The organism is Pseudomonas sp. SR18 (genome assembly GCF_023701505.1).
Classification (GTDB): Bacteria; Pseudomonadota; Gammaproteobacteria; order Pseudomonadales; family Pseudomonadaceae; genus Aquipseudomonas; species Aquipseudomonas cyclaminis.
The window spans coordinates 24799-48861 of sequence record NZ_JAMQAU010000012.1 but is presented as its reverse complement, the minus strand read 5'-3'; the positions used below and the strand labels follow the sequence as shown (position 1 = coordinate 48861).

Below are 24063 nucleotides of genomic sequence, written 5' to 3'. Positions count from 1 at the left end.
GCTGTTGCCTGAGCAACAGCTATCGGACATTTCCTAGCTGAGAGCGACAGTCTGCTTTCACTCAAATTTTTCAGCCTATTGGTTTTAAAGGATAAAAACCCTGGCACGGCCTCTGCAATGCCTCCTGGTGAACCCTTTCACCAGCCGCACGCGGAGCCTTGTATGCCTTTGAGTCTTTCCTCGCTTTCCCGTCTGATCTGCCTCGGCGCCGTTGTGCTGCTGGGTCACGCCGCCGTCGTCCAGGCTGGCGAAGGCGATGACGCCGTGCCGTCCCTGGCCGGTAAGCGCATTGCGGTGAGCATGACTGGCACCAGTCACTATTTCGATATCAAGGCGTTCCAGGCCCAGGTGGATGAGATCAAGCGCCTGGGCGGTACGCCGATCACTCTCGACGCCGGGCGCAATGACAAGAATCTGGTGACCCAGCTGCAAACCGTGGTCACCCAGAAGCCCGACGCGGTGATCCAGACCCTCGGCACCCTCAGCGTGATCGACCCGTGGCTCAAGCGCATCAGCAAGGCCGGGATACCGCTGTTCACCATCGATGCGCCGTCGCAGTACAGCCTCAACAACACCACGTCCGACAACGTCGCCACCGGCAAGGCCCTGGCTGATCAACTGATCAAGGACGCCGGCGGCAAGGGCAAGATCCTGGTGTTCAATGGTTTCTATGGTGTGCCGGTCTGTGCGATTCGTTATGACCAGTTGAAGCTGGCCCTCAAGGACTACACACAGCTGGAAATTATCCAGCCCGAGCTGCGTGATGTGATCCCCAACACCGTGCAGGACGCCTACTCCCAGGTGTCGGCGTTGCTCAACAAATACCCGCAGGGCAGTGTTTCGGCGATCTGGTCGGCCTGGGATATTCCGCAACTGGGCGCGAGCAAGGCGTTGATCGATGCCAGGCGCACCGAGATCAAGACCTATGGCGTCGACGGCACCCCCGAGGTCCTGGCGCTGCTCGGCCAGGCGAACTCGCCGGTGGGTGCGGTAGTCGCGCAGCAACCGGCGTTGATCGGCAAGACGGCCGTGCAGAATGTGGCGCGCTACCTGGCCGGGCAACGTGATCTGCCCAAGGAAACCCATGTCGCCACCTTGCTGACCACCGCCGGCAACCTGGCGCAGGTTCAACAGCTGCGGGGTGACTGATGGCCGCCTTGCACCTGCAACACCTGCGCAAGCGCTTTGGCGCTACCCAGGCGCTGGATGATGCGAGCCTCAAGGTCGAGCGCGGCAGCATCCATGGGCTGGTGGGCGAGAACGGCGCGGGCAAGTCGACCTTGATCAAGATCCTGGCCGGTATCCATACGGCCGACGCGGGGCAGGTGAGCATCGACGGCCAGGCCTATGCAACGCTGTCGCCGCGCAAGGTGGACGCATTGGGCGTGCAGTTCATCCATCAGGAGCGCCTGCTGCCCGCCAGTTTTACCGTGGGCGAAGCGCTGTATTTCGGGCATGAGTTGCGCCGGGGTCCGTTTGTGGATCGGCGGCGGCAGCAGCGTGAGGCGCAGCGTCTGTTGGCGGAATACTTTGACCTGCAACTGCCTCCCGGCGCCTTGGTGGGCGAATTGAACAGCGCCGAGCGCCAGGTGCTGCAAATCACCCGGGCACTGATTCGCCAACCGAAGATTCTGGTGTTCGACGAGCCCAGCGTGGCGCTGGTCAAGCGCGAGGTCGACCAGCTGCTGCGCATCGTCAAGCGCCTGCGCGACCAAGGGCTTTCGATCCTCTACATCTCTCATTACCTGCAGGAAATCGACAGCCTGTGCGACGACGTCACGGTGCTGCGTAATGGTCGGGATGTGGCGGTGGTGCAGCCACGGGACACGTCCAGCGCAGAGATTGCGCGGCTGATGGTCAACCGCGACGTGCAGGAGATGTACCCCAAGGCCAGGGTCGAGTTGGGCGCGCCGCTGTTGCAGGTGCGCGGGCTGAGTCTGGCGCGGCGTTATCGGCAGATTGACCTGCAGGTGCGGCGCGGTGAAATCGTTGGCCTCACCGGGCTGGTCGGCTCCGGCGCCAAGGAATTGTTCAAGACACTGTTCGGCGTCGAGCGGGCCGACAGCGGCAGTGTGCATCTGGACGGGCGCTTGCTGCGCCTGCGGTCACCCGGCCAGGCGATTGCCGACGGCATTGCGCTGGTGCCGGAGGAGCGGCGTAGCCAAGGCATCTCGCCGCTGCTGTCGGTGCTGGAAAACCTCACGCTGGCGGGGCTCGCGCGCTTCAGCCGCTGGGGCTTGCTGAACCGGGGCAACGAGCAGGCGGAAACTGCGCGCTTGATTGAGGAACTGGCGATCAAGACGCCGGGGCCTGACGCCGCCGTCAGCCAGTTGAGCGGCGGTAACCAGCAGAAGGTTGCCTTGGGTAAATGGCTCAGCCGTCGCTCGGCGGTGTACTTGCTGGACGAGCCCTGTGTGGGCGTGGATGTGGGCGCCAAGGTGGAAATCTATCGGCTGATTGGGCGCCTGGTGGAAGAGGGCGCAGCGGTGTTGGTGCTGTCATCGGACTTGCCGGAATTGCTGGGGATCAGTGATCGGATCCTGGTGCTGCATCGCGGCGAGATTGCCGGTGAGTTCCGTGCGGGGGAGGTCGACAGCGATCAGTTGCTCGCCTGTGCAACGGGCGCCGTGCCCACGGCAGCTGTGCGGGCGAGGGAGGTCGAGCATGCTTGAGGTCATACTGCGCCGGGGTTCGGCGGGCGTATTCCTGGTGATTCTGCTGGGGTTTGCCCTGGCGGCGCCGGGGTTTGTGTCGCCGGGCAACCTGGCCAATGTGTTCAGTCAATCGGCGATTCTCGGCGTGTTGGCCTTCGGGCTGACCTGCGTGATTATCGGCGGCGGCTCGAATGTGCTGGCCGGTGGGCTCGACCTGTCGCTGGCGGCCAATCTGGGGCTGTGCGCAGCGGTGTTCAGCCGCCTTAACAATGCCGGGCTGGAGCTGGGGCTCACCCTGCTGTTGACCTTGGGCTGTGGCCTGGCAGTCGGCCTGTTCAATGGCTTGGCCGTGGTGCTGCTGCGCCTGCCGCCGCTGCTGGCCACCCTGGCGAGCATGAATGTGCTGGCGGGGCTGGAGTTGGTGCTGACGGAAAATACCGTGGTTTCCACCGACTCACCGCTGCTGGACGTGCTCAGCGGCGGCAGTTGGCTGGCGGTGCCCGCCCTGGCCTGGGTGTTGCTGCTGACGGCGGGGTTGCTGACCTTGTTGGTCCAGCATTCGGCCTACGGCCTGCGCCTGCACGCGGTGGGTGAATATCCCCAGGCGGCGCAGGCGGCGGGCATTCGCGTGCGTGCTTATGGGGTGTCGAGTTATGCGCTGTCGGGCCTGTGCGCCGGCTTGGCTGCGTTGTGTTCGGCGGCGTTTTTCAGCGGCAGCACTACGGGCTCCGGCGACATGCTGCTGTCGGTGGTGGCGATTGCCTTTCTCGGCGTGGTGTTTTCCCGCCGGCTGGTGGCAAGTATTCCTGGGACGTTGTTGGCGGCGTTGCTGATCGGTTTTCTGATCAACGGCTTTCAGTTGCTCAACCTTTCGAACTTCTGGGTCAACGGTGTGCAAGGTGTGCTGATCCTGCTGGTGGTGGCCGCGTCCAGCGCATTGAATCGCGGAGCCGGCTCATGAACCCGCGCGCCTTGCTGCCGCTGACATTGCCGCTGGTATTTGCGGTGATCGTGCTGGTGTTTGCTGTTCAGGCACCGGGCTTCCTGAGCGGTGGCAACCTGAAAAGCCTGGTACTGAATAACTTTGTGCTGCTGGCCATTGTTGCCATCGGCATGACGTACGCGGTGGCGGCGGGCGGCATCGACCTGTCGGTGGGCACTGCGCTGGATTTCGCCAGTTTCAGTTTTGTGGTGCTGCTCAATGGCGGGCATGGCTGGGCAGTTGCCGCGACCGGTGCGTTGATTGCGGCGCTGTTGGTCGGCGTGCTGAATGCCGGGTTGATCGCCGGGCTGCGGATCAGTCCATTTCTTGCCACCTTGGGCACACTGTTTATCGGCACCAGCGCCCAGCAATTGCTCTCGGACGGCGGCCAGCCCATCTACATCAGCCAGGGGTTGAAGCCGGAACTGAGCGGCCTTGCGCCCTTGCTGATCGTGCTGGGGCTGGCGTTGTTCTACGGCTTGGCGTTGGCACGCGGACGCCTGGGTCGTGAACTCCTGGCCCAAGGCACCCAGCCGCTGCTGGCGTATTACTCAGGGTTGTCGGTGCAGCGGATTGTCAGCGTCGTGGCCCTGGCGACTGCCCTGGCCTGCGGGGTGGCGGGGGTGTTGCTCAGTTCGACGGTCAGCGCCTACGTGCCGTTGTCGGGCAATGCCTTTTTGCTCAATGCCATCGGCGCGGTCTTTATCGGCACCACCTTGAGCCGGCAGGGCCGGGCGAACATTCCAGGAACCCTGCTGGGCGTGCTGTTTATCAACGTCATCGCCAACGGCCTGCTGTTGATCGGCTGGAACTTCTACTGGCAGCAAGTGGCGACCGGCGTGCTGATCTTTATCGTGCTGAGCTTCAGTTTTGCCAGTCGGCGAATGTTGGAGCGCAACTAGCCGGCGCTCAGCAGGGTGGTCGACCTCCGCTAACCGCTCGTCGCTAACAGCTTCCTGCTGCTTTTACGCTATAATCCCGCCCTTTAGCTGTTTCCTGCCCAGGCAGGAAGCACACTTTTTTCAGGCGCCACCCGCCTGCATGCAGACTAAAAGAGGCTAGACCCCTGTGGCATTGACGATTCTTGGCCTGTCCGGCGCCCTTAGCCATGATCCTTCCGCAGCCTTGTATATCGACGGCAAGCTGATCGCGGCCGCCGAAGAAGAGCGTTTCGTACGCGACAAACATGCAAAGAACCGCATGCCCTACGAATCGGCGAAGTTCTGCCTGGAACAGGCCGGTATCAAGCCTTCCGATGTTGACGTGGTAGCGATTCCGTTCGCCCCGATCAGCCTGTTCGGCGAGGCGCGCTGGCACTATGCCAAGCGGTACTGGTACGCCCCGGACCGCGCACTTGACGCGATCCTGATGGGCAACCGTCGCTACAAGCGCTATCGCAACAAGATCGTCTGGTGCCTGGAGCAACTGGGCTTCGATCCGAAGAAAATCAAGATCGAACCGGTTGAACACCACCTGGCCCACGCTTCCAGCGCTTACCACTGCTCCGGTTTTCAAGAAAAAACCGCGATCCTGGGGATCGACGGCAAGGGTGAATACGCCACCACGTTCTTCGGCTACGGTGAAAACGGCAAGATCCACAAGATCAAGGAATTCTACGACCCGGATTCCCTCGGCGGCCTGTATGGCGCGATCACCGAGTTCCTCGGCTTCGAGATGCTCGACGGTGAGTTCAAGGTCATGGGCATGGCGCCGTACGGCGATGCCAGCAAATACGACTTCTCGCGCCTGGCCTCCTTTGAGAACGGCGAGTTGGTGATCAATACCGACTACGCCAACGTCATCGGCCTGCGCCGGTATAAAGAGAAGGGCAAGGGCTTCTACTTCTCGCCAAAACTGATCGAGTGGCTGGGTCCCAAGCGTGAAGGCGACATCGCTGACGAACCGTACATCCACTACGCCGCGAGCATGCAAGCGCTGTTCGAAAAACTGGCCTTGCAGATGATCGACCATTACCTGGGCGACATTCTCAAGGACACCGGCAAGCTGGCCTTCGCCGGCGGCTGTGCGCTGAACGTCAAGCTGAACCAGAAGATCATTGCCCGCGACGACGTGAAAGAGCTGTTTGTGCAGCCGGCGTCCGGCGATGCCGGTACGGCAGTTGGCGCCGCCGCCTACGTGTCCCACGCCCGCGGTGTGCCGGTGGAGAAGATGGAACACGTCTACCTCGGCCCGTCCTACAGCAACGAAGACGTAATTGCGGCGTGTGCCAAGCACGAGAGCAAGCCGGTCTGGCGCAAGATCGACAACATGCCCCAGCGCATTGCCAAGATCATGGTCGACGGCAACCCGGTAGCCTGGTTCCAGGGCCGCATGGAGTTTGGCCCGCGTGCGTTGGGCGGTCGTTCGATCATCGGTTGCCCAAGTGCTACCGGCGTGGCTGACCGTATCAACCACCAGATCAAGTTCCGCGAGCGCTGGAGGCCTTTCTGCCCGTCGATGCTCGACACCGTGGCCCCGCAGATGATCAAGGTCGATCACCCGGCGCCGTTCATGACCTTCACCTTTGAAGTCTCGGAAGAGTGGAAAACCCGCGTGCCGGAAGTAGTCCATGAAGATGGCACCTCCCGCGCCCAGGTGCTCAAGCGCGAGTACAACCCGCGCTACTACGACATGATGAAAGAGCTCGAAGTGCTGACCGGCAACGGCGTGTCCCTGAACACCTCGCTCAACCGTCGTGGCGAAGCGATGATCTGCTCGCCGAAGGACGCGCTGGACATGTTCTTCGGCTCCGACCTGCAATACCTGATCATGGAAGACATCCTGGTCGTCAAAGACGGCGTGGACCCTTATGACGCGCTCGGCTGATCGCCACGTCCTGCAGTTCTGCCACGGCTACTACGGGCCGTTCCTGGATTGCGCGCGGCAGTACGCGAGCCTGTTCGCTGGCTCCGGCTACAAGGTGACCACGGTGTTTCTCACCGGGGTCGCCGATCCGCAGGTGGCTGCCGAGTGTGCGTCGGACGAAGTGTTGTTCATGGAATTCAGCTCCAGGGCCGTTCGCGGCCTGAAGCTGGGTGCGATCCGTGAACTGCGCAAGATCGCCGCGTCGCGCAACTTCAGCTTTTGTATCGCGCACCGCTTCAAGCCGACCTACATCGCCTTGCTCGGTACGCGGCTGCCGGTGATCGGCGTGCATCACGCCTTTGGTGATTATCAGCGTCAAAGCCGCTCACTGTTCGCCGGGTTCTTCCGCAAGCGCCTGAGTTTGCTGGGGGTTTCCGACGCCGTGCGTGACGACCTGCGCCGCAGTCTGCCGGGCTGGCCCGCAGCGCGTATCCAGACCTTGTACAACCGTATCGACGTCGACGCGTTGCAGGCCATTCAGGTGCCGGCCGATGAGGCACGCGATGCCCTGGGCTTGTCGCCGGATGAATGGGTGGTCGGCAATGTCGGCCGCCTGCACGCGGACAAAGACCAGGCCACGCTGCTCAAGGGCTTTGCCCTGGCGTTGCCGCACTTGCCGGCCCAGAGCCGTTTGGCGATTCTCGGCAGTGGCCGCCTGGAGCAAAGCCTCAAGGACCTGGCGCACGAGCTGGGGGTTGCCCAGCAGGTGCTGTTTCTCGGCCAGGTGCCGGATGCACGCCGGTATTTCCGTGCGTTCGACGTGTTTGCCCTGAGCTCCGATCACGAACCGTTCGGCATGGTGCTGCTGGAAGCCATGGCGGCCGGTGTACCGTTGCTGGCCACGGCCTGTGGCGGTGCGAAGGAAGTGGTCGAAGGCGTTGGTATTCTGTTCCCCTTCGGCGACGCCGAACACCTCGCCCAGGGGTTGCGCCATTTGGCCGCGATGGATCACCACCAGCAACGGCAGTGCGCCGAGATGATGCTGGAACGCCTGCGCACGCATTTCTCGGATCAGGCGGTACGCGATACCTTCTGGCAATTGCCGCACGTTATTGAACTGACCGCGGGGGCCTGATGCTCAATCGATTCCAAGGCTGGCGCGAGCGAGGCTGGTCCGTCGTCGACGCGCCTGCCTATAGCGAAGCCTGGCAACGTTTTGGCGGCAGCGTCGCGACGCATCCCCAAGTGATCGAGCGCCTGGCCGGGCTGGCCGATATTCCGGTGCGCTACCTGGCCTGGGAGCAGGGCGGTGAAACGCAGGCGTGCATCGCCACCTGGGGCCGCGACCTGGCGTTGTCCAAGGACGTACTCAAGCAACAGGGCAAGAAAGGCCTGTTTGACTTGGGTAACGCCGAGTTGATCCTGCCCGCCGCCGCGAATGCCCAGGCGCCGTTGCGCCACCGCGCGCGCTACCTGTCGGCCCTGAACGAAGGCCGTTTCAGCGGCCTCAAGCCTCAGGCCGAACAGTTGGCCATGGCCCGCACCCCGGAAGAACTGTCGAAGAAATTCCGCTACAACCAGCGCCGCGAACTGCGTTTGCTCGAAGAGGCGGGTGGTGTCGTGCGCCCGGTCAGTGAGTTTTCCAGCCAGGAACTGGCCGCGATCTACTGCGATCTATTCCTGCGCCGCTGGGGGTTTGTCGCCACCGGTGCCGAGCGCATGGCTGAAGTGATCGAGCTGCTGCGCGAGTGGCTGATTGGCTCGGTGATTTTCCTCAACGATGCGCCCATCGCGGTCCAGTTGGTGTACCGGGTCGAGTCGCCCGAGTGGATCAGCGTGGAGTACGTCAACGGCGGTGTCGACCCTGAGACCCGTGCGTTCAGCCCGGGCAGCGTCCTGAGTTTCCTCAACACCCAGAGCGCCTGGGAGCAGGCCCGCGAAGTCGGCAAGCCGCTGCGCTTTTCCTTCGGGCGTGCCGACCGCGAGTACAAAGACCGTTGGTGTAACCCTGTGCCGGTGCTGACCGTATGACCCGCAAACAGCAATTGCTCAAGCGTCATCGGCGCAACAAGCGGGTTGCCCTGCTGATCGGCCTGTTGCTGCTGGTGGTGATCGGCGTCTGGGTCGCCTGGTGGTTGCCGTTGTTACTCGGCGTGCTGGCCTGGGTCGCCCATGAGGCCTGGTTTGCCGACCATCTGTTTTATGCTCCCGGCGAAGACTATCAATACCGGTTCTCGGCGGATGCCGAGGTGGCGGGAGTGCGCCTCGAAGGCGCGCAACTGCGGGTTGATTCGCCCCTGCAAGCCGATGCGACCCTGGTGTTGGCCATCAAGGTCAAGAGCAGTTGGCTGGGGCGTTTTCTGGATCCGGGGATTGAGATTTCGGGCGCTGACGGCGCTGATCGACAGGTTTTCGAGCGGGGTGTGAACGGGGTTCGTTATCTCAACCTCAGTGGCCTGGCGCCTGCCCTGGCGGCAGGTGAGCTGCGTCTGCGCGGGCATTTTTGCACCTTGCACGGCGCGCCCCGGTTGTGGGCCTGGGTCGATCCGGATTATTCAGAACAGCGGGTGATGGTCATCGCGCCCCATGCCGATGACGCCGAGCTCGCTGCTTTTGGCTTGTATAGCCAGGCTGAAAAACCATGGATCGTAACCCTCACGGCCGGTGAAATCGAAGCCGAGCATTATCAGCAAATGGGCCTGGACCCGGTCGACGCCTCGCGCATCAAAGGCCGCCTGCGCGCCTGGGACAGCATCGCCGTGCCGCTTTGGGCGGGTGTGCCGCAGGCCCATTGCGTGCAGTTGGGCTACTTCTGCCTGCAATTGCCGGCGATGCGCGCGACGCCTGATCAGCCAGTGGCTTCGCGCGAAGCGCAGCTGTCGGATATCCGCCTGTTTCGCCAGTTCAATCCGTTCCCGTTACCGGCGGATGTCGACGGCCTGCCGACCTGGAACAACCTGTTGGCCGATCTGCGCCAGTTGCTGCTGACGGCGCGTCCCGAAGTGATCGTGTTGCCGCATCCGGTGCTCGACCCGCACCCAGACCATATTTGCGCGCGGCAGGCGGTGGTCGAGGCGTTGCAAGGCTTGGAATGGCAACCGACCATTATCCTGGGCTACGCCAACCATCTGCATGACAACGACCGCTGGCCCATGGGTGACGCGGGCGCCGGGATTGCCTTGCCGCCGCTGTTCGACGACACGCTTGAGCTGCGCCCATGTAGCTTGCCGCTGTCGTTGGCGCAGCAGCGCGACAAAGCCATGGCGCTTGGCATGATGCATGACCTGCAACCCGCACCGCCGTTCAAGCGTCGGGTGCGCCGCTGGCTCCAGCGGGTGCTGGCGGGCCGTGCGCGGTCGCCTTATGGCGAGAACGAGTTTTTCCGCAAGGCCGTACGACGGCATGAGTTGTTCTGGCGTTTGTGAAAGGAAAGGTCATGAAAGTTTTGTTTCTGGTACAGAAAGAACAGCGCGCGATTCTGGATCGCTTGTACGAAGGCATTGCCGAGCACTGCGAGTGTGATACCCGCTGGCTGAGCAGCGATGAGCAGCGCAACCTGCGCGGTTACTTCAAGCGCGAAGTCGACGTGACCCGCTATGACCGCATCGTCTTCTTCCTGCGCTTCAAGCAGGAAATCCGCCAGGCCGGGTTTATCCGTACGATCCCGAACCTGGTGATCCTCGAACACGACGCCTACCAGAACTACATCCCCTGCAAATACACCGGCAAGTTCAGTGCGCACTACCGCCGCTTGCCATGGGCGCGGGTGATCAGCTCCGGCTACAGCGTGGCCGAGCGCTTGCGTGCCGAAGGCTTTGATGCGGTGTTCGTGCCCAAAGGCTACGACCAGGCGTTGTTGCAGCACCAGGGGCTGGAGCGCGACATCGAGCTGGCATTTGTCGGCAGCACCAACAGCGTGGCCTACAGCGGCCGCAAGGCGCTGCTTGATGAGTTGGCCCGCGTTGAGCCGCTGGTGGTCACGCGCACCAAATCGGGTGAGGAATACTGCGCGACGCTTAACCGGATTCGCTTTTTCGTCAGTGCCGATGTGGGCATGGGCGAGTACATGATCAAGAACTTCGAGGCCATGGCCTGTGGCTGTGTGCTGCTGGCGTTTGACCAAGGGGCTGCGGAAAACGAAGCCCTTGGGTTCAAGGACATGGTCAATGTGGTGTTCTACAAGGACATTCCACAGTTGCAGGAAAAGCTCTCGCAGCTGCGCGCCGACCCGCAACTGGCGGCAGAAATCGCGCGCAACGGGCAAGAGCTTGCCGTCAGCCAGTTCAGCTTTGCGCGCATCGGCCAGCGTATTGTCGAAGAGCTCCAGCCGCCCTTGCGGCCTCGTGCGCCGTTGAACTGGCTGGAGCGGTTGCGCCTGAAACTCGGTGTTTGATCCGCGAAGCACAAAGAGCCACACCTACGCCGCATAAGGTTTTTTCGATGAGCATTCTCAACATCATGTGGGCCGGTGGCTCTGCATATGCCTCGGTGCAGAAGGTGCATCAGCAGATACTGTCCCATACCGACAGCGGCGCTCCCGTTCACCACTGGCTGCTTCAAGGCAGTGCGGCCGGCAGCGATGGCCTGGCCGAGGGTGCTGTGGAGTGGGATCTGTCTTCCGCAAAGCTCAAGGGCCGGCACCTGTGGAAGTGGTTGATGCCGTGGATGCATGCACGCTTTCGCAAGGCCTTGCCCGACGATCTGCAGGTGGTGCTCCTTGACGGGATCGGCGTCGCCCGTGTGTTCTTGCCCGTGCTCAAGCACTTGCCGCATGTGCGCGCCGTGGTGATTTTCCATGGTGTCACGCGTTTGCGCGGTGCGGATCAACAGTTGTTCGACTCGTTTCCTGCGTCGCAACTCACGGTGACGGCAGTGTCGCAGACCCTCGCCGGTTCGCTGGAGCGTGACCTCAAGCGACCTGTGGTTGTGCTGCGCAGTGCTTTCGACCCTGTGGTTTTTCGTGCTGCGGTGCTTTCCCGTGAACAGGCTCGCTCCCGCCTGGGCCTGTCGTTAGAGGCCGCGCCGGCGATAGGTGCGGTCGGTCGACTGGTCGATGGCAAGGGGTTTGCCTGCTTGGTGGACGCCTTTGCCACTGCAACGGCTGATCAGCCGGATGCGCGCCTGGTGATTATCGGCGAAGGGCCCGCGAGACCTGGGCTTGAGGCGCGTATCGAGGCGCTTGGCGTGCGCGACAAAGTGTCCTTGCCGGGGCATCTGCCCGAGGCGGCGAGCCTTTATCGGGCGTTTGACTGGGTGGCCATTCCTTCGAAGGAAGAGGGCTTGGGGCTGATCGTGCAAGAGGCGGTGATGGCCGGCGTGCCCGTGTTGACCAGCGAGCTGGCGGTGTTCCGCGAGCAGTTGGGGGATTGCGGTTGGTACGCGCCTGCAGACGATGCCGCGTCCTGGAGTGACCTCCTGACGCGTGCGCTCGCGAGTTCCGCTGAGGAGGTCGTCGAGGCTCAGTCGCGGGCACTGGCACCGGAGCAAGCCTGGAGTGATTTCACTGAAACCACCCGGCGGCTGTTTTCATGCCGCTAGCAGGGCGTGCTCCAGTGCTTGCATTGGAAAGCGTTCGTTCAGGTTCTCACGCGCAATATAACGTGCGAAGTGTTGCAGGTTGCGCCGAGCCAGTTCCGGGTTCAACGGCGCGCGCAGGAAGCGCATATCGGCCACGTCGATCAGGCCCATTTCATTGTCGGGTGTGACGACAATATTGCCCAAATGTAACGAACGGAAGTAAATGCCCGCGTCATGCAGGCGACGAATAAGGGCCACCAGCGGGTCGAGGTTCGCTTGCCAATCAAAGCCTTCGCGGTTGGAGATCTGGCGCAGCGTCTCGCCCGGCAACGGACGGTACAGCACGGCAGTCATGCCGGGCGCCGTCAGTTGAAAGAACGCGAGTACGCTCAAGGTGGGGATACCACGCTGCTGCAGTTGCGCCACATTGTCGATAAACCGCTTGGAGTACGGGCGAAACAACGCAGAGGAGAACAGGCGTTTGCGGCGAAACAGTTTGAGGATATTCCCGTCGGTCAGCAGGTAGACTTTGGGGCCGTAGCTGTCCTTCTCCAGGATTTTGGCACCTTCAATCATCGCGGTTAAATCGGCCTGGGGGAGCCTTGAACATTGCATCGTCGGAAAGCCTTGTGGGAGTCGCGGGCACAGTGGTCGGTAATAATGCCGAAAGTTTTGGGTTTTAACCATGCCGGGTTGGCGGGTTGAACGTATTCAGGAGCGGGTGATGCAAGCAAGTCGTTGGGCGCAGGTATGGATGATTTTGGGGTTACTTTGGTTTTTGCTGGCAGTTGCCTTCGCGCCGACCAATAAGATTTATCAACAAGGCTTGACGCTGTTCCTGTGGTTGCCGGCAATGGTGTTTGCCTGGGCGGCGCGTGAGCGTCTCAAGGAGGTCTGGCACGAACAGCGCTGGATCTGCCTGATGATTGCCGCGCTTGCTGTCTGGGGCGCGATCAGCCTGTTGTGGACCAACGCCGAAGACCCGTCCCGCGAGGCCAAGCGCCTGCTGTATATCGGCGTGTTCCTGCTGTTTTTCCCGGTGTTTGCGTGTGGTCAACCCGAGCGCGTCATTCGCGTGATGCAATGGGGTGGCTTCGGGCTGGCATTGTCGTCGCTGCTTGCAATCATCAAGTTCTATGGCATTGAGCATAATAGCTGGACGGCGCGTCTGGCCGGCTTGGGCCAATTGTCCCACCCCATCCTGGGCGCCTACGTGATCGGCTTGGCGGCCGTCTGGCTGTTGCACTGGGTTCCCCGTGGGCGCTGGATGCAAGTGGGTTGGGTGCTGGCGGTTGGGTTCCTCGGGCTGTTCGTGGTGTTGAGCCAAAGCCGTGGCGCCGCGCTGGCGTTGCTGCTGACAGTGGTGGCGATGCCTGCCTGGTGCCGTGACCGGCGTACCGCCGTGATTGCCATTGGCGCAGTGGTGGCGGCCCTGGCGGTGTTCTTCGCCATGCAATCGCTGATGCTGGCCCGTGGTGTGTCCTACCGTCCGCAGATCTTCATGGCGGCCGTGCAAATGATCAGCGAGCGCCCTTGGACCGGCCTCGGGCTGGGCGGCGACTACAAGATATTTGCCGATAACCTCTTTTTTGACCACTCCCATAACCTGTTCACCCATGTGAGCATCGAGTTGGGCCTGCCGGGCCTGCTGCTGTGGTGCGGCCTGTGGTTCGGTGTGCTGTGGCAAGCCTGGAAGGCCCGCGACACCCTCTACGGCAAGGGCGTCATCGGCATGTGGGTGTTTTCGTTCCTGGCCATGCAGTTCGACGCCGCCAGCCTGACGGGCACGCCGCGTGCCGAGTGGTTCATTTCCTGGCTGCCGATTGCGCTGGCCAGTGTTTTGGTCTGGGCTCGGGCCAAACCCGACGCGTGTGATAAAGTTCGCGTCCTACCCAATCAGTGAGCTCGACACATGAGTGACGCACCGCCCAAAGCGGACCAGGAATCCAGCCTGAAAATCTATTTCCGGCTGCTGGGCTATGTGAAACCGTACCTCGGCATGTTCCTGCTGAGTATCGTGGGCTTCGTGATTTTTGCTTCGACCCAGCCAATGCTCGCCGGGATTCTCAAGTACTTCGTGGATGGCTTGAGCAATCCCGATGTGGTGTTTTTGCCCAAGGTCCCGTTTTTCAAGGACCTGAAGTTGCTGATGGCCGTGCCGCTGCTGATCATCCTGATCGCCGCGTGGCAAGGCCTCGGCTCTTTCCTGGGTAACTACTACCTGGCCAAGGTTTCCCTGGGGCTGGTGCATGACCTGCGGGTCCAGCTGTTCAACAAGCTGTTGGTGCTGCCTAATCGCTATTTCGATACCCATAACTCGGGGCACCTGATTTCCCGCATCACCTTCAACGTGACCATGGTCACCGGCGCGGCCACGGATGCGATCAAGGTCGTGATCCGCGAAGGCCTGACGGTGGTGTTCCTGTTCGGCTACCTGCTGTGGATGAACTGGAAACTGACCCTGGTAATGTTGGCAATCCTGCCGTTGATCGCAATCATGGTCGGCAGCACCAGCAAGAAATTCCGCAAGCAGAGCAAGAAGATCCAGGTGGCGATGGGCGACGTGACCCACGTCGCCTCCGAGACCATCCAGGGTTACCGCGTGGTGCGCAGCTTCGGCGGCGAAGACTACGAGCAGCGCCGCTTTGCCGCCGCCAGCCAGGGCAACACCGACAAGCAACTGAGCATGAACAAGACCGGCGCGGTCTACACGCCGATGCTGCAACTGGTGATCTACACGGCCATGGCCGCGCTGATGTTCCTGGTGCTGCTGTTGCGCGGTGAGGCGACGGCAGGTGATCTCGTGGCCTACATCACGGCGGCGGGCCTGCTGCCCAAGCCGATCCGCCAGCTGTCGGAAGTCAGCTCGACGATCCAGAAAGGTGTGGCCGGCGCAGAAAGCATCTTCGAACAACTGGATGAAGTGCCTGAAGTCGACGGCGGTACCGTGGAGCGTGATCGCGTCAGCGGTCGCCTGGACGTGCGCAACCTGAGCTTCACTTACCCAGGCACCGAGCGCGAAGTGCTCAAGAACATCAGCTTCAGCGCAGCGCCTGGGCAGATGATCGCCCTGGTCGGACGCTCAGGCAGCGGCAAGTCGACACTGGCCGCCCTGATTCCGCGTTTCTACCATCATGAAACCGGGGAAATCCTGCTGGACGAAGTCGAGATCGAAGACTATCGCCTGCGCAACCTGCGCCGCCATGTGGCCCAGGTTACCCAGCATGTGACCCTGTTCAACGATACCGTGGCCAATAACATCGCCTACGGCGACCTGGCCGACGCGCCGCGTGCCGACATCGAAAAAGCAGCGGCTGATGCCTACGCCATGGACTTCATCGCGGAGCTGCCCAAAGGCCTGGACACCGAAGTCGGTGAAAACGGCGTGCTGCTTTCCGGTGGCCAGCGCCAGCGCCTGGCGATTGCCCGGGCCCTGCTGAAAAATGCCCCGCTGCTGATCCTGGATGAAGCGACCTCGGCGCTGGATACCGAGTCCGAGCGGCATATCCAAGCCGCACTGGATAAGGTCATGAAAGGCCGCACCACCCTGGTGATCGCACACCGTTTGTCGACCATCGAAAAGGCCGACCTGATTCTGGTAATGGACCACGGCGAAATTGTCGAGCGCGGTACGCATGTCGAACTGCTGGCCAAGGGCGGCTATTACTCGCGCCTGCACGCCATGGGGCTGGACGAGCCGGTCGCGAACAACATCACCTGAACCAACGGGGCGTGCAATGCGCCCCGCTGTTTGTATCAAGACCCTTACAGGGCTTGACCAAAGCCAAATAATTCACTGCCTGTCGTTTGTTATGTTGGCCTTCTCGATTCGAATGACGAACGAGAGGGCTAACCTTCTTGCGTGGGTAATGGAATGTTGCAACGTCTGTTGTGGAAACTGCTTCCCAAACCCCAGAGGGTGTTCTTGCTGGGGCGGTTGTCGGTGGTGGATCGCCAGGCCGTCAATAAATCCCTGTCGGGGGTGACCACCCTTAATCCGGCTTTCGAACAGCACAACTGTGTGTTTATCCATGTGCCCAAGTGCGCCGGCAGCAGCGTGTGCTCGGCACTTCTCGATGGGCGCTGGCCGGGGCACCTGCCGTATTACTGGTATGAGCAACAGTTTCCCCAACACTGCGAGCGCAGTTTCAAATTCGCCTTCGTGCGTGACCCGCTGGAGCGGGCCTACTCGGCCTACAACTACCTGCGCAGTAACCACATGGGCGCCCGCGATCTGCAAGCCCAGGCGCTGGTCAGCCACTACCGCGACTTCGACCATTTTGTGGCCGGCTGGCTGCACCCGGACAACCTGCGCCGCCAACTGCATTTCGCACCGCAGACCGACTTTCTGGTCGATCACCTGGGCCAAATGGCCATGGATTTTCTCGGGCGCCAGGAATCCCTGGAGCAAGATTTCCAGCACCTGTGCGAGCGCCTTGGCGTGACCTCATCCCTGCCACATCTGAATGTTTCACTGGGGCGGCGAAGCGAGCCGGTGAGAGCGTTTTGCTCCGTGCGCACGCGCCGTTTGGTCAAGCGCGCCTATCAGCGTGATTACGAGGTGTTGGGTTATGAATAAGCAGTCGCTGGCCAGAGATGCCGCTGCCATCCGTCCCTTTGCCTTGTCGTTGTCGGCGACCGCACGGGCGGCGCTCAAGCATCAACAACCTTGCTGCCTGTGGTTGACGGGGTTGTCCGGGTCCGGCAAATCGACCCTGGCCAATGCCCTGGAGGTGCAACTCAATGAGCAGGGGCGGCACACTTTTGTGCTTGATGGCGACAATTTGCGCTCGGGCCTGTGCAATGACCTGGGCATGAGCGATGCGGCGCGCAAGGAAAATATCCGGCGTATCGGCGAAGTGGCGCGCTTGATGGTGGACGCGGGATTGATTGTGATTGTGTCAGCAATCTCGCCGTTCAGCGTCGACCGCGCGACCGCCAGGGCACTGTTCGGGCCGGGGCAGTTCTTTGAGGTTTACGTCAGCACGCCGTTCGACGTATGTTCACGGCGTGACCCCAAAGGTTTGTACCGTGCGGCGCTGGATGGGCGTATCAAAGCGTTCACCGGTCTGGACAGCCCCTATGAGGTCCCTCGGCAGGCCGACTGCGAAATCAACACCGATGAGGTCGAACTGGCCGAAGCGGTGGCGCGTATTCTGGCGATTTTGTATAAAAATTAACCAGTTTTGGCGCGTGATGCGGTGCGGATAAAGCTCTCGAACTAGGCGGCGCTCACCCTGTGCTAATATCGCGCCCCTGTTCATTTTGTATGTGGGTTGCTCCATGAAGTTGTCCATGCCGCGATTCGATCAAGCCCCTGTCTTGGTGGTCGGCGATGTCATGCTCGACCGTTACTGGCATGGTGGTACCTCACGGATTTCCCCTGAGGCGCCGGTACCGGTGGTCAAGGTCGAGCAAATCGAAGACCGTCCAGGTGGCGCTGCCAACGTTGCCCTCAATATTGCCGCCCTCGGCGCCCCGGCCTCCCTGGTGGGTGTGACCGGCGACGACGAAGCCGCCGACAGCCTGGCCAACAGCCTGCGCGGTGCCGGCGTGCGTGCGCTGTTCCAGCGCATTGCCCATCAGCCGACCATCGTCAAGCTGCGGGTCATGAGCCGTCACCAGCAATTGCTGCGTATCGATTTTGAAGAACCCTTCGCCACCGACGCTTTGGCCCTCAGCGGCCAGGTCGACGAATTGCTCGAAGGCGTCAAAGTGCTGGTCTTGTCCGACTACGGCAAAGGCGCACTGAAGAACCATCAGGTACTGATCCAGGCCGCCAAGGCCAAGGGTATTCCGGTCCTGGCCGATCCCAAGGGCAAGGACTTCTCGATTTATCGGGGCGCCAGCCTGATCACGCCGAACCTCAGCGAGTTCGAAGCCATCGTCGGCGGTTGCGCCGACGAGCACGAACTGGTCACCAAAGGCGCGGCGCTCATGGCCGATCTCGACCTCGGCGCCTTGCTGGTGACCCGTGGCGAGCACGGCATGACCCTGCTGCGTCCCGGCCACCCGGCGATGCACCTGCCGGCGCGGGCCCGTGAAGTGTTCGACGTCACCGGCGCCGGCGACACGGTGATTTCCACCCTGGCCGCCTCCATCGCGGCCGGCGAAGAACTGCCCCACGCCGTGGCCCTGGCCAACCTGGCGGCGGGCATCGTGGTCGGCAAGTTGGGTACCGCTGCGATCAGCGCACCTGAACTGCGCCGTGCCATCCAGCGCTCCGAGGGCTCGGAGCGCGGTGTGCTGACCATCGAGCAATTGCTGCTGGCAATTGACGATGCGCGTGCGCACAACGAAAGCATTGTGTTCACCAACGGCTGCTTCGACATCCTGCACGCCGGCCACGTGACTTACCTGGAGCAGGCCCGCGCCCAAGGCGACCGCCTGATCGTGGCGGTCAACGACGACGCCTCGGTCAGCCGCCTGAAAGGCCCTGGCCGTCCGATCAACAGCGTCGACCGGCGCATGGCCGTACTGGCCGGGTTGGGCGCAGTGGACTGGGTGATCAGCTTCCCTGAAGCGACCCCGGAAAACCTGCTGGCCCAGGTCAAGCCGGACGTGCTGGTCAAGGGCGGCGACTATTCCGTCGACCAGGTGGTCGGTGCCGATATCGTCAGCGCTTACGGTGGCACGGTCAAAGTACTGGGCCTGGTCGAGAACAGCTCGACCACGGCGATTGTCGAGAAGATTCGCAACAATGAGTAAGGCTGATCCGATGGTCCTGATCACGGGGGGCGCGGGCTTTATTGGCTCGCATCTCGTCGATGCCTTGCTTGCCAAAGGCTACGCAGTGCGTGTGCTGGACAACCTGTCCACAGGCAAACGCAGCAACCTGCCGCTGGGCAACCCGCGTGTCGAGTTGCTCGAAGGGGATGTCGCCGATGCCGCGCTGGTGGCGCGTGCCGCGGTTGGCGCGACGGCGGTGGTGCACCTGGCGGCGGTGGCGTCCGTGCAGGCCTCGGTGGATGATCCGGTGAGTACGCACCAGAGCAATTTCGTCGGCACCCTGAATGTCTGCGAAGCCATGCGCCAGGCTGGGGTCAAGCGTGTGGTGTTTGCGTCCAGCGCGGCGGTGTATGGCAACAACGGCGAGGGTGCTTCGATTGACGAAGAGACCACCAAGGCGCCGTTGACGCCCTACGCGTCCGACAAGCTGGCTGGCGAGCAGTACTTTGATTTCTATCGCCGCCAGCATGGTCTGGAGCCGGTGATCTTCCGCTTCTTCAATATCTTCGGTCCGCGTCAGGACCCGTCGTCGCCTTACTCCGGCGTGATCAGTATCTTCAGCGAGCGTGCCCAGCAGGGTTTGCCGATTGCCGTGTTTGGCGATGGCGAGCAGACCCGCGACTTCATGTACGTGGAAGACCTGGTGGATGTTTTGGTGCAGGCCATCGAAGCGCCGGACGCACCTTTGGGGGCCATTAACGTGGGTTGGAACCGTACCACCACCCTCAAGCAAGTGCTGCAGGCGCTGGAAGAGGCGGTGGGCAGTTTGCCGGCTGTGACCTACGGGCCTGCGCGGTCAGGGGATATCCGGCATTCGCGGGCGAATAACCAGCGGTTGTTGGCGAGTTTCAAATTGCCCGAGCCGACCCCGTTGAAAGTCGGCCTCCAGCGACTAATCAACGGCTAAATGCTATCAACTGTGGGAGGGGGCTTACCCCCTCCCACAGTTGGATTGCAGCTCACTCAGCCCTTGGCTTTCTTCTTCGGCACGATCTTGCGCAGCACTCGCCGCGCCAATCCCTTCAGCTTCGATTCTTTCTCCGGCTCCGCCAGGCCTTGCTGCCTGAGCCAATCCTTCCAGCGAATGCGCTCTTCACGCACCAGCCAGCCTTCCTGCTGGGCGAAGCTTTCTGCCAGGTACAAGCCCCGTGTGCTCGCCGGGTACAGCTGGTCTTTTTTTACGGTGTACAGCTCGGGAAGGGGCTGGCCGTCTTTGAGGGGCATCAGGTACAGGTCCGGACGTTTGCGGTCCAGGCGTGCTACCAACTGGTCGCCTTCCAGGCGCTCATCCACGTGGAACAGGCTCAGGGACTTGGCTTCCTTTGGCACTTCCAGGCGCAGGTCGTAAATCAATTGCAGCGACGCCGTGGGCAAATGCACATAGGCCCGTGGGCGTTCGATCAACTGGGTGGTGGCGCAACGCACCGGGCGCGCCGCGCCGGACAGCGGGCTGAGGCGAAACGGCAGCGCTTCGCGGTAATGCAGGGCGGCGGAGTAGGGGGCGGGTAGCCAAGTATCGTTGAAGCGCCCGCCGAGCCAGCCTTCGGGCGTTTCCAGCAAGCATTCTTCGGCAATTTCCTGGATGGCCGTATGCAGCGGCAGGTTCAGTTCATGGGCCGGGACATAGCCGGAGATCAGCTTGAGCACCACGTCACCACGGTCCTGTCGACGCTGGCGCACCAGCACCCAGTAATCGCGGTTTTGCCAGTGCAGTGTCAGGCGTACCGAGACGCCGAGGTTGGCCAGTTCCAGTGCGAAACGTTCCGGGTCTGCCACCTCCACCGGCTTGCGCCGTTGCAGGGTCTGGGCGAAGTTGAGCGGCATGCCCACGCTCTGGTAGCTCAGGCCTTCGGGGGTGGCTTCGACGTGCAGCGGCAGTGTTTTAAAGTTGCTGGGGTTTTTTCTTATGAGCGTTCGCGGCATGTCGGCTCCTTTTTGCGACGGGGTCGGCCGCGTGGGCGGCATCAGAGTTGACGAATGACCTTGGCAGCGGTCGCCACGTTATGGGCCAGGTGCAGCGGATTAATGGTCCCGACAATAGCACTGGCGACGCCGGTTTGCGCAAACAACAGCATGAAGCTCGCATGTATTGGATCCATTCCAGGCTCAAGGCAAACGTGGCCGCTGGCCAGCGCCTTTTTGACCAGAATGCCTTTGTCATGGGCCGCCGCATATTCAATGACGGCTTTCTCTGTCTGTTCGTTCAGATTGTAAGTGACCATCGCGCAATCACCTTGTTCCAAAGCCTTCACGCCGCCTTCGACGGTTTTGCCGGAGAAGCCGAAGCCGCGAATCTTGCCCTCTTTTTTCAGCTCCGCCAGGGTTTGGTAGACCTCGCAGTCGTTGAGGATGTGCAGGTCGTTGCCATCGGAGTGCACCAGCACCAGGTCGATAAAATCCGTTTCAAGTCGTTTCAAGCTGCGCTCAATGGACAGCCGGGTGTGGGCAGCACTGAAATCGTGCTGCGAGACGCCGTTTTCGAACTCTTCGCCGACCTTGCTGACGATCACCCAATCCTTGCGCTGGCCGCGTAACAGCGGCCCCAAGCGTTCTTCGCTGCGCCCATAGGCCGGTGCGGTGTCGATCAGGTTGATGCCCAACTGGCGGGCCTGGCGCAGGAGCATCCGCGCTTCATCGTCATCCGGAATCTGGAAGCCGTTGGGGTATTTCACACCCTGGTCGCGGCCCAGCTTGACGGTGCCCAGGCCCAGCGGCGAGACCAGAATGCCGGTGCTGCCCAAAGGGCGATGCAGGTCGTGCAAGTTGGGTAGGCTCATGGCAGCAGTTGCTCCCAGGCCGGTACGCCGAGGGCGGGTTTAGGCAGCTCAGGCAGTGGCTCGCAGGTGTTCGGGCGGATACCGTCACGTTCCAGGCTGTTGATCACCCGATCGGCGAAGTCTGGCGCCAACGCCAGTTTGGTTGGCCATCCCACCAGCAGGCGACCTTCTTCTGCGACAAAGGCGTTGTCGGGACGGCTCAGGCCTGATTGCAGCGGCTCGGCACGGTCCACGCGCAGAGTGGCCCAGCGGGTCTGGCTCATGTCGATCCAGGGCAGCAATTGTGCGAGTTCTTTCTGGGCGGTGGCGATTTGCTCTTCGGGCGTGCGCGCCACGCCATCGGCCTCGGCAATATCACCGCCCATGTACCACACCCAGTTGCCATCGGCAGCCGGATGGGTGGTCACGGTGATACGCGGCTTGGTGCCGCCGCCCAGGCAATGGGCGTACAGCGGCTTCAGGCCGGGGCCTTTGGCAATGATCATGTGCAACGGGCGCTTTTGCATGGCCGGGTTGCTCAGGCCCAGTGTTGCCAGGAGTTCAGCGGTGCCGCCGCCAGCACTCAGGACGATGCGCTGGGCGCGGATCTCGCGGCCATCGACCTTCAAACCCACCAGTTTGTTGCCTTCATAAAGCGGTTCGATCTGTTGCCCTGCAAGCAAGCCGTCACCGGCCAATTGCGCGAGGCGATTGATCAGGCTTGGCACATCCACCACCAACTCGGCCAGGCGATACACCTTGCCTTTGAAACGGCGGTCTTGCAGTGCCGCTGGCAGGTCGTCGCCCTTGACCTGATCGACACGGCCACGCACGGCCTTGCTGGCAAAAAAGCTGGTGAGGTTGCCGGCGATCGTGCCGGGGGACCACAGGTAATGGGCTTCGGACAGCAAGCGCACGCCGGACAGGTCCAGCTCGCCGTTGCCCGCCAGGGCTTCACGCCAGCGGCGCGGCATATCGGCTATCGCTTCGGAGGCGCCGGTAAGGGCGCCGTGCAGGGCGTATTTCGCACCGCCGTGAATGATCCCCTGGGACTTCAGACTTTGCCCGCCACCCAACGTGGCACTTTCCACCACCACCGTGGAAAACCCCTGGCGGCGCAGGCGCGCATTCAGCCAGAGGCCGGCAACTCCGGCGCCGACAATCAGAACGTCGGTGGACATAACGGATGGCATGGGCGACCTCATTTCTAAACAAGGCCGCAAGTATACATTCTCAAACCGTGCACACCGTAGGCGCTGTCGAGCTTTAGCGAGGCTGCGAATGTTGCGCGCTTAATGCCCGGCGGTTTTCGAGAACAACTGGATAACCACCACGCCCAGCACAATCAGGCCCATCCCCAGCATCGCCGGGACATCCAGCTTCTGCCCGTAGATAAACAGCGCCGCGATACTGACCATCACGATGCCCATCCCGGCCCACACGGCGTAGGCCACACCCACCGGCACCGTGCGCACCACCAGCGTCAGCATCCAGAAGGCCACGCCGTAGCCGACGATCACCAGCAGTAACGGGATCGGCGTGCTCCAGCCCTTGATGGCTTTCATCGAGACAGTAGCAATCACTTCCGAGCAAATGGCGATGGCCAGGTAATAGTAGGCAGGGTTCATGGCGTCAATCCTCGGTGTGCAGCGCATTGGATAAGGTCAGCATTCTAGAACTTTGCCAGATGGGGTAAAGTCATTACCTATCCGATTTGGAGATGGGTTGGCCATGCAGTGGAATCTGGAGCAGATGCGCCTGTTTGTCGACGTCGCCGAGCAGCGTTCGTTTTCGGCCGTGGCGCGTGGGCAGCGCAAGGCGCAATCGGCGGTGAGCAATGCAGTTGCGCTGCTGGAGGCAGACCTGGGCGTGAGCCTGTTTGAGCGTAGCAGTGGCCGCCAGCCGCGCCTGACGGAAGCCGGCAGCGTATTGCTGGAAGAGGCGCGCGAAGTGCTGCGTCAATGTGAGCGGCTCAACGGCCGGGCGTTGTCGCTGACCCGTGGTGAAGAAGCCTGCCTGCGCCTGGCTCAGGACGAGGCGATGCTGTTCCAGCCGGTGCTCGACAGCCTTGAGGCGCTGGCGGTGCAATACCCTTTGCTGGAAGTGCAGCTGTCCAGTGCCGCCCAAGGCGACGTGGCGCGCAAATTGGTGGAGCGCAAGGCAGACCTGGGCCTGCTGTTCTATCACGACCAGATTCCCGAGGCCCTTGAGCGGCGCGTGGTGGGCAGTGTGGAAATGGTCACGGTCTGCGGCGTGAACCACCCGCTGGCCAAGGACGGGTACGTGACGTGCCAGCGCCTGGCCCAGTACCGGCAACTGCTGATGTCGACGCAGACCAGTGTCTATCCCGGCAGCGAAGCCGCCAGCCCGCTGGTGTGGCGCGCCGACAGTTTCTACGTATTGGCCGAATGGCTGATGAGTGGCCTGGGCTGGGCCTGGCTGCCGCGGCACATCGTGCAATATCCGACTTATCAGCAACAAATGGTTGAGTTGGGCAGCGAGTGGACGCCGCCGGCCCTGGTGGTAGAGCTGGTATGGCGCCGCGATGAGCACCTCGGGCCCGCGGCACGTTTCCTCGCCGAACGTTTTGCCGAGTGCCTGCGGGCGATTGATTGAAAAA

The 24063-nt window shown here is 62.0% G+C and carries 22 protein-coding genes; 17 read left to right on the top strand and 5 right to left on the bottom strand.

Annotated features, from left to right (window positions below):
* The first annotated feature begins 162 nt into the window (after window positions 1–162).
* The 10 genes from NDJ82_RS18050 to NDJ82_RS18005 all read left to right on the top strand — a co-directional run bounded on the left by NDJ82_RS18050 (window position 163) and on the right by NDJ82_RS18005 (window position 11979).
* Window positions 163–1149, top strand: a complete 987-nt coding sequence (locus tag NDJ82_RS18050) for a sugar ABC transporter substrate-binding protein (protein WP_250926005.1) — start codon at window positions 163–165, stop codon at window positions 1147–1149.
* Entirely contained in the window at window positions 1149–2672 is a 1524-nt protein-coding gene (locus NDJ82_RS18045) for a sugar ABC transporter ATP-binding protein (protein ID WP_250926004.1), read from the top strand. The genes NDJ82_RS18050 and NDJ82_RS18045 overlap by 1 nt, the downstream gene beginning before the upstream one ends.
* The gene (locus tag NDJ82_RS18040; RefSeq protein ID WP_250926003.1) at window positions 2665–3615 is read left to right on the top strand and encodes an ABC transporter permease; all 951 of its coding nucleotides are present in this window, start codon (window positions 2665–2667) and stop codon (window positions 3613–3615) included. Before NDJ82_RS18045 ends, NDJ82_RS18040 begins: the two co-directional genes overlap by 8 nt.
* Complete coding sequence (locus NDJ82_RS18035) at window positions 3612–4538, top strand: ABC transporter permease (RefSeq protein ID WP_158879091.1); 927 nt, start codon at window positions 3612–3614, stop codon at window positions 4536–4538. The genes NDJ82_RS18040 and NDJ82_RS18035 overlap by 4 nt, the downstream gene beginning before the upstream one ends.
* A 166-nt stretch (window positions 4539–4704) precedes the next feature.
* Complete coding sequence (locus NDJ82_RS18030; RefSeq protein ID WP_099583718.1) at window positions 4705–6462, top strand: carbamoyltransferase family protein; 1758 nt, start codon at window positions 4705–4707, stop codon at window positions 6460–6462.
* Complete coding sequence (locus tag NDJ82_RS18025; protein ID WP_158879092.1) at window positions 6446–7576, top strand: glycosyltransferase; 1131 nt, start codon at window positions 6446–6448, stop codon at window positions 7574–7576. The genes NDJ82_RS18030 and NDJ82_RS18025 overlap by 17 nt, the downstream gene beginning before the upstream one ends.
* Window positions 7576–8472: an antimicrobial resistance protein Mig-14 gene (locus tag NDJ82_RS18020; RefSeq protein WP_112193095.1), complete on the top strand. Its 897-nt coding sequence runs from the start codon at window positions 7576–7578 to the stop codon at window positions 8470–8472. The genes NDJ82_RS18025 and NDJ82_RS18020 overlap by 1 nt, the downstream gene beginning before the upstream one ends.
* Window positions 8469–9866 (top strand): PIG-L deacetylase family protein, encoded by a 1398-nt coding sequence (locus tag NDJ82_RS18015; protein WP_250926002.1) that lies wholly within the window; start codon window positions 8469–8471, stop codon window positions 9864–9866. Before NDJ82_RS18020 ends, NDJ82_RS18015 begins: the two co-directional genes overlap by 4 nt.
* Before the next feature lie 11 nt (window positions 9867–9877).
* Complete coding sequence (locus tag NDJ82_RS18010; RefSeq protein WP_158879095.1) at window positions 9878–10834, top strand: glycosyltransferase family protein; 957 nt, start codon at window positions 9878–9880, stop codon at window positions 10832–10834.
* A 47-nt stretch (window positions 10835–10881) separates the two neighbouring features.
* Complete coding sequence (locus NDJ82_RS18005) at window positions 10882–11979, top strand: glycosyltransferase (protein ID WP_250926001.1); 1098 nt, start codon at window positions 10882–10884, stop codon at window positions 11977–11979.
* Here the strand turns inward: NDJ82_RS18005 and NDJ82_RS18000 are convergent.
* On the bottom strand, window positions 11968–12534 hold the full coding sequence (locus NDJ82_RS18000) for a BUD32 family EKC/KEOPS complex subunit (RefSeq protein ID WP_177411505.1): 567 nt from the start codon (window positions 12532–12534) through the stop codon (window positions 11968–11970). The genes NDJ82_RS18005 and NDJ82_RS18000 overlap by 12 nt on opposite strands.
* Window positions 12535–12682: 148 nt before the next feature.
* Here NDJ82_RS18000 and NDJ82_RS17995 point away from each other — a divergent pair, with 148 nt between their 5' ends.
* The 6 genes from NDJ82_RS17995 to pgnE all read left to right on the top strand — a co-directional run bounded on the left by NDJ82_RS17995 (window position 12683) and on the right by pgnE (window position 19594).
* Complete coding sequence (locus NDJ82_RS17995) at window positions 12683–13861, top strand: O-antigen ligase family protein (RefSeq protein WP_099583711.1); 1179 nt, start codon at window positions 12683–12685, stop codon at window positions 13859–13861.
* 9 nt (window positions 13862–13870) lie between these two features.
* Window positions 13871–15679 (top strand): lipid A export permease/ATP-binding protein MsbA, encoded by a 1809-nt coding sequence (gene msbA, locus NDJ82_RS17990; protein ID WP_099583710.1) that lies wholly within the window; start codon window positions 13871–13873, stop codon window positions 15677–15679.
* 153 nt (window positions 15680–15832) lie between these two features.
* Window positions 15833–16537 carry a sulfotransferase family 2 domain-containing protein gene (locus NDJ82_RS17985; RefSeq protein ID WP_250926000.1) on the top strand — a complete coding sequence of 235 codons (705 nt, stop codon included), beginning with the start codon at window positions 15833–15835 and terminating at the stop codon, window positions 16535–16537.
* Window positions 16530–17138: an adenylyl-sulfate kinase gene (gene cysC / locus NDJ82_RS17980; RefSeq protein ID WP_250925999.1), complete on the top strand. Its 609-nt coding sequence runs from the start codon at window positions 16530–16532 to the stop codon at window positions 17136–17138. Before NDJ82_RS17985 ends, cysC begins: the two co-directional genes overlap by 8 nt.
* A 103-nt stretch (window positions 17139–17241) precedes the next feature.
* Complete coding sequence (gene hldE, locus NDJ82_RS17975) at window positions 17242–18666, top strand: bifunctional D-glycero-beta-D-manno-heptose-7-phosphate kinase/D-glycero-beta-D-manno-heptose 1-phosphate adenylyltransferase HldE (protein WP_112193101.1); 1425 nt, start codon at window positions 17242–17244, stop codon at window positions 18664–18666.
* The gene (pgnE, locus tag NDJ82_RS17970; protein WP_099583706.1) at window positions 18659–19594 is read left to right on the top strand and encodes a UDP-N-acetylglucosamine epimerase PgnE; all 936 of its coding nucleotides are present in this window, start codon (window positions 18659–18661) and stop codon (window positions 19592–19594) included. The genes hldE and pgnE overlap by 8 nt, the downstream gene beginning before the upstream one ends.
* A 56-nt stretch (window positions 19595–19650) precedes the next feature.
* Here pgnE and NDJ82_RS17965 read toward each other — a convergent pair whose 3' ends face one another.
* The 4 genes from NDJ82_RS17965 to NDJ82_RS17950 form a co-directional block, all read right to left on the bottom strand.
* Window positions 19651–20610, bottom strand: a complete 960-nt coding sequence (locus NDJ82_RS17965) for a metal ABC transporter ATPase (RefSeq protein WP_099583705.1) — start codon at window positions 20608–20610, stop codon at window positions 19651–19653.
* Window positions 20611–20651: 41 nt separating this feature from the next.
* Window positions 20652–21464: an aldo/keto reductase gene (locus tag NDJ82_RS17960; RefSeq protein WP_250925998.1), complete on the bottom strand. Its 813-nt coding sequence runs from the start codon at window positions 21462–21464 to the stop codon at window positions 20652–20654.
* On the bottom strand, window positions 21461–22636 hold the full coding sequence (locus NDJ82_RS17955; protein ID WP_250925997.1) for an NAD(P)/FAD-dependent oxidoreductase: 1176 nt from the start codon (window positions 22634–22636) through the stop codon (window positions 21461–21463). The genes NDJ82_RS17960 and NDJ82_RS17955 overlap by 4 nt, the downstream gene beginning before the upstream one ends.
* Window positions 22637–22735: 99 nt before the next feature.
* Window positions 22736–23071, bottom strand: coding sequence for a DMT family transporter (locus tag NDJ82_RS17950; RefSeq protein ID WP_003236297.1), 336 nt, complete (start codon window positions 23069–23071; stop codon window positions 22736–22738).
* Between the two features lie 97 nt (window positions 23072–23168).
* Here NDJ82_RS17950 and NDJ82_RS17945 point away from each other — a divergent pair, with 97 nt between their 5' ends.
* Window positions 23169–24059, top strand: coding sequence for a LysR family transcriptional regulator (locus NDJ82_RS17945; RefSeq protein WP_112193106.1), 891 nt, complete (start codon window positions 23169–23171; stop codon window positions 24057–24059).
* Window positions 24060–24063 lie beyond the last annotated feature (4 nt).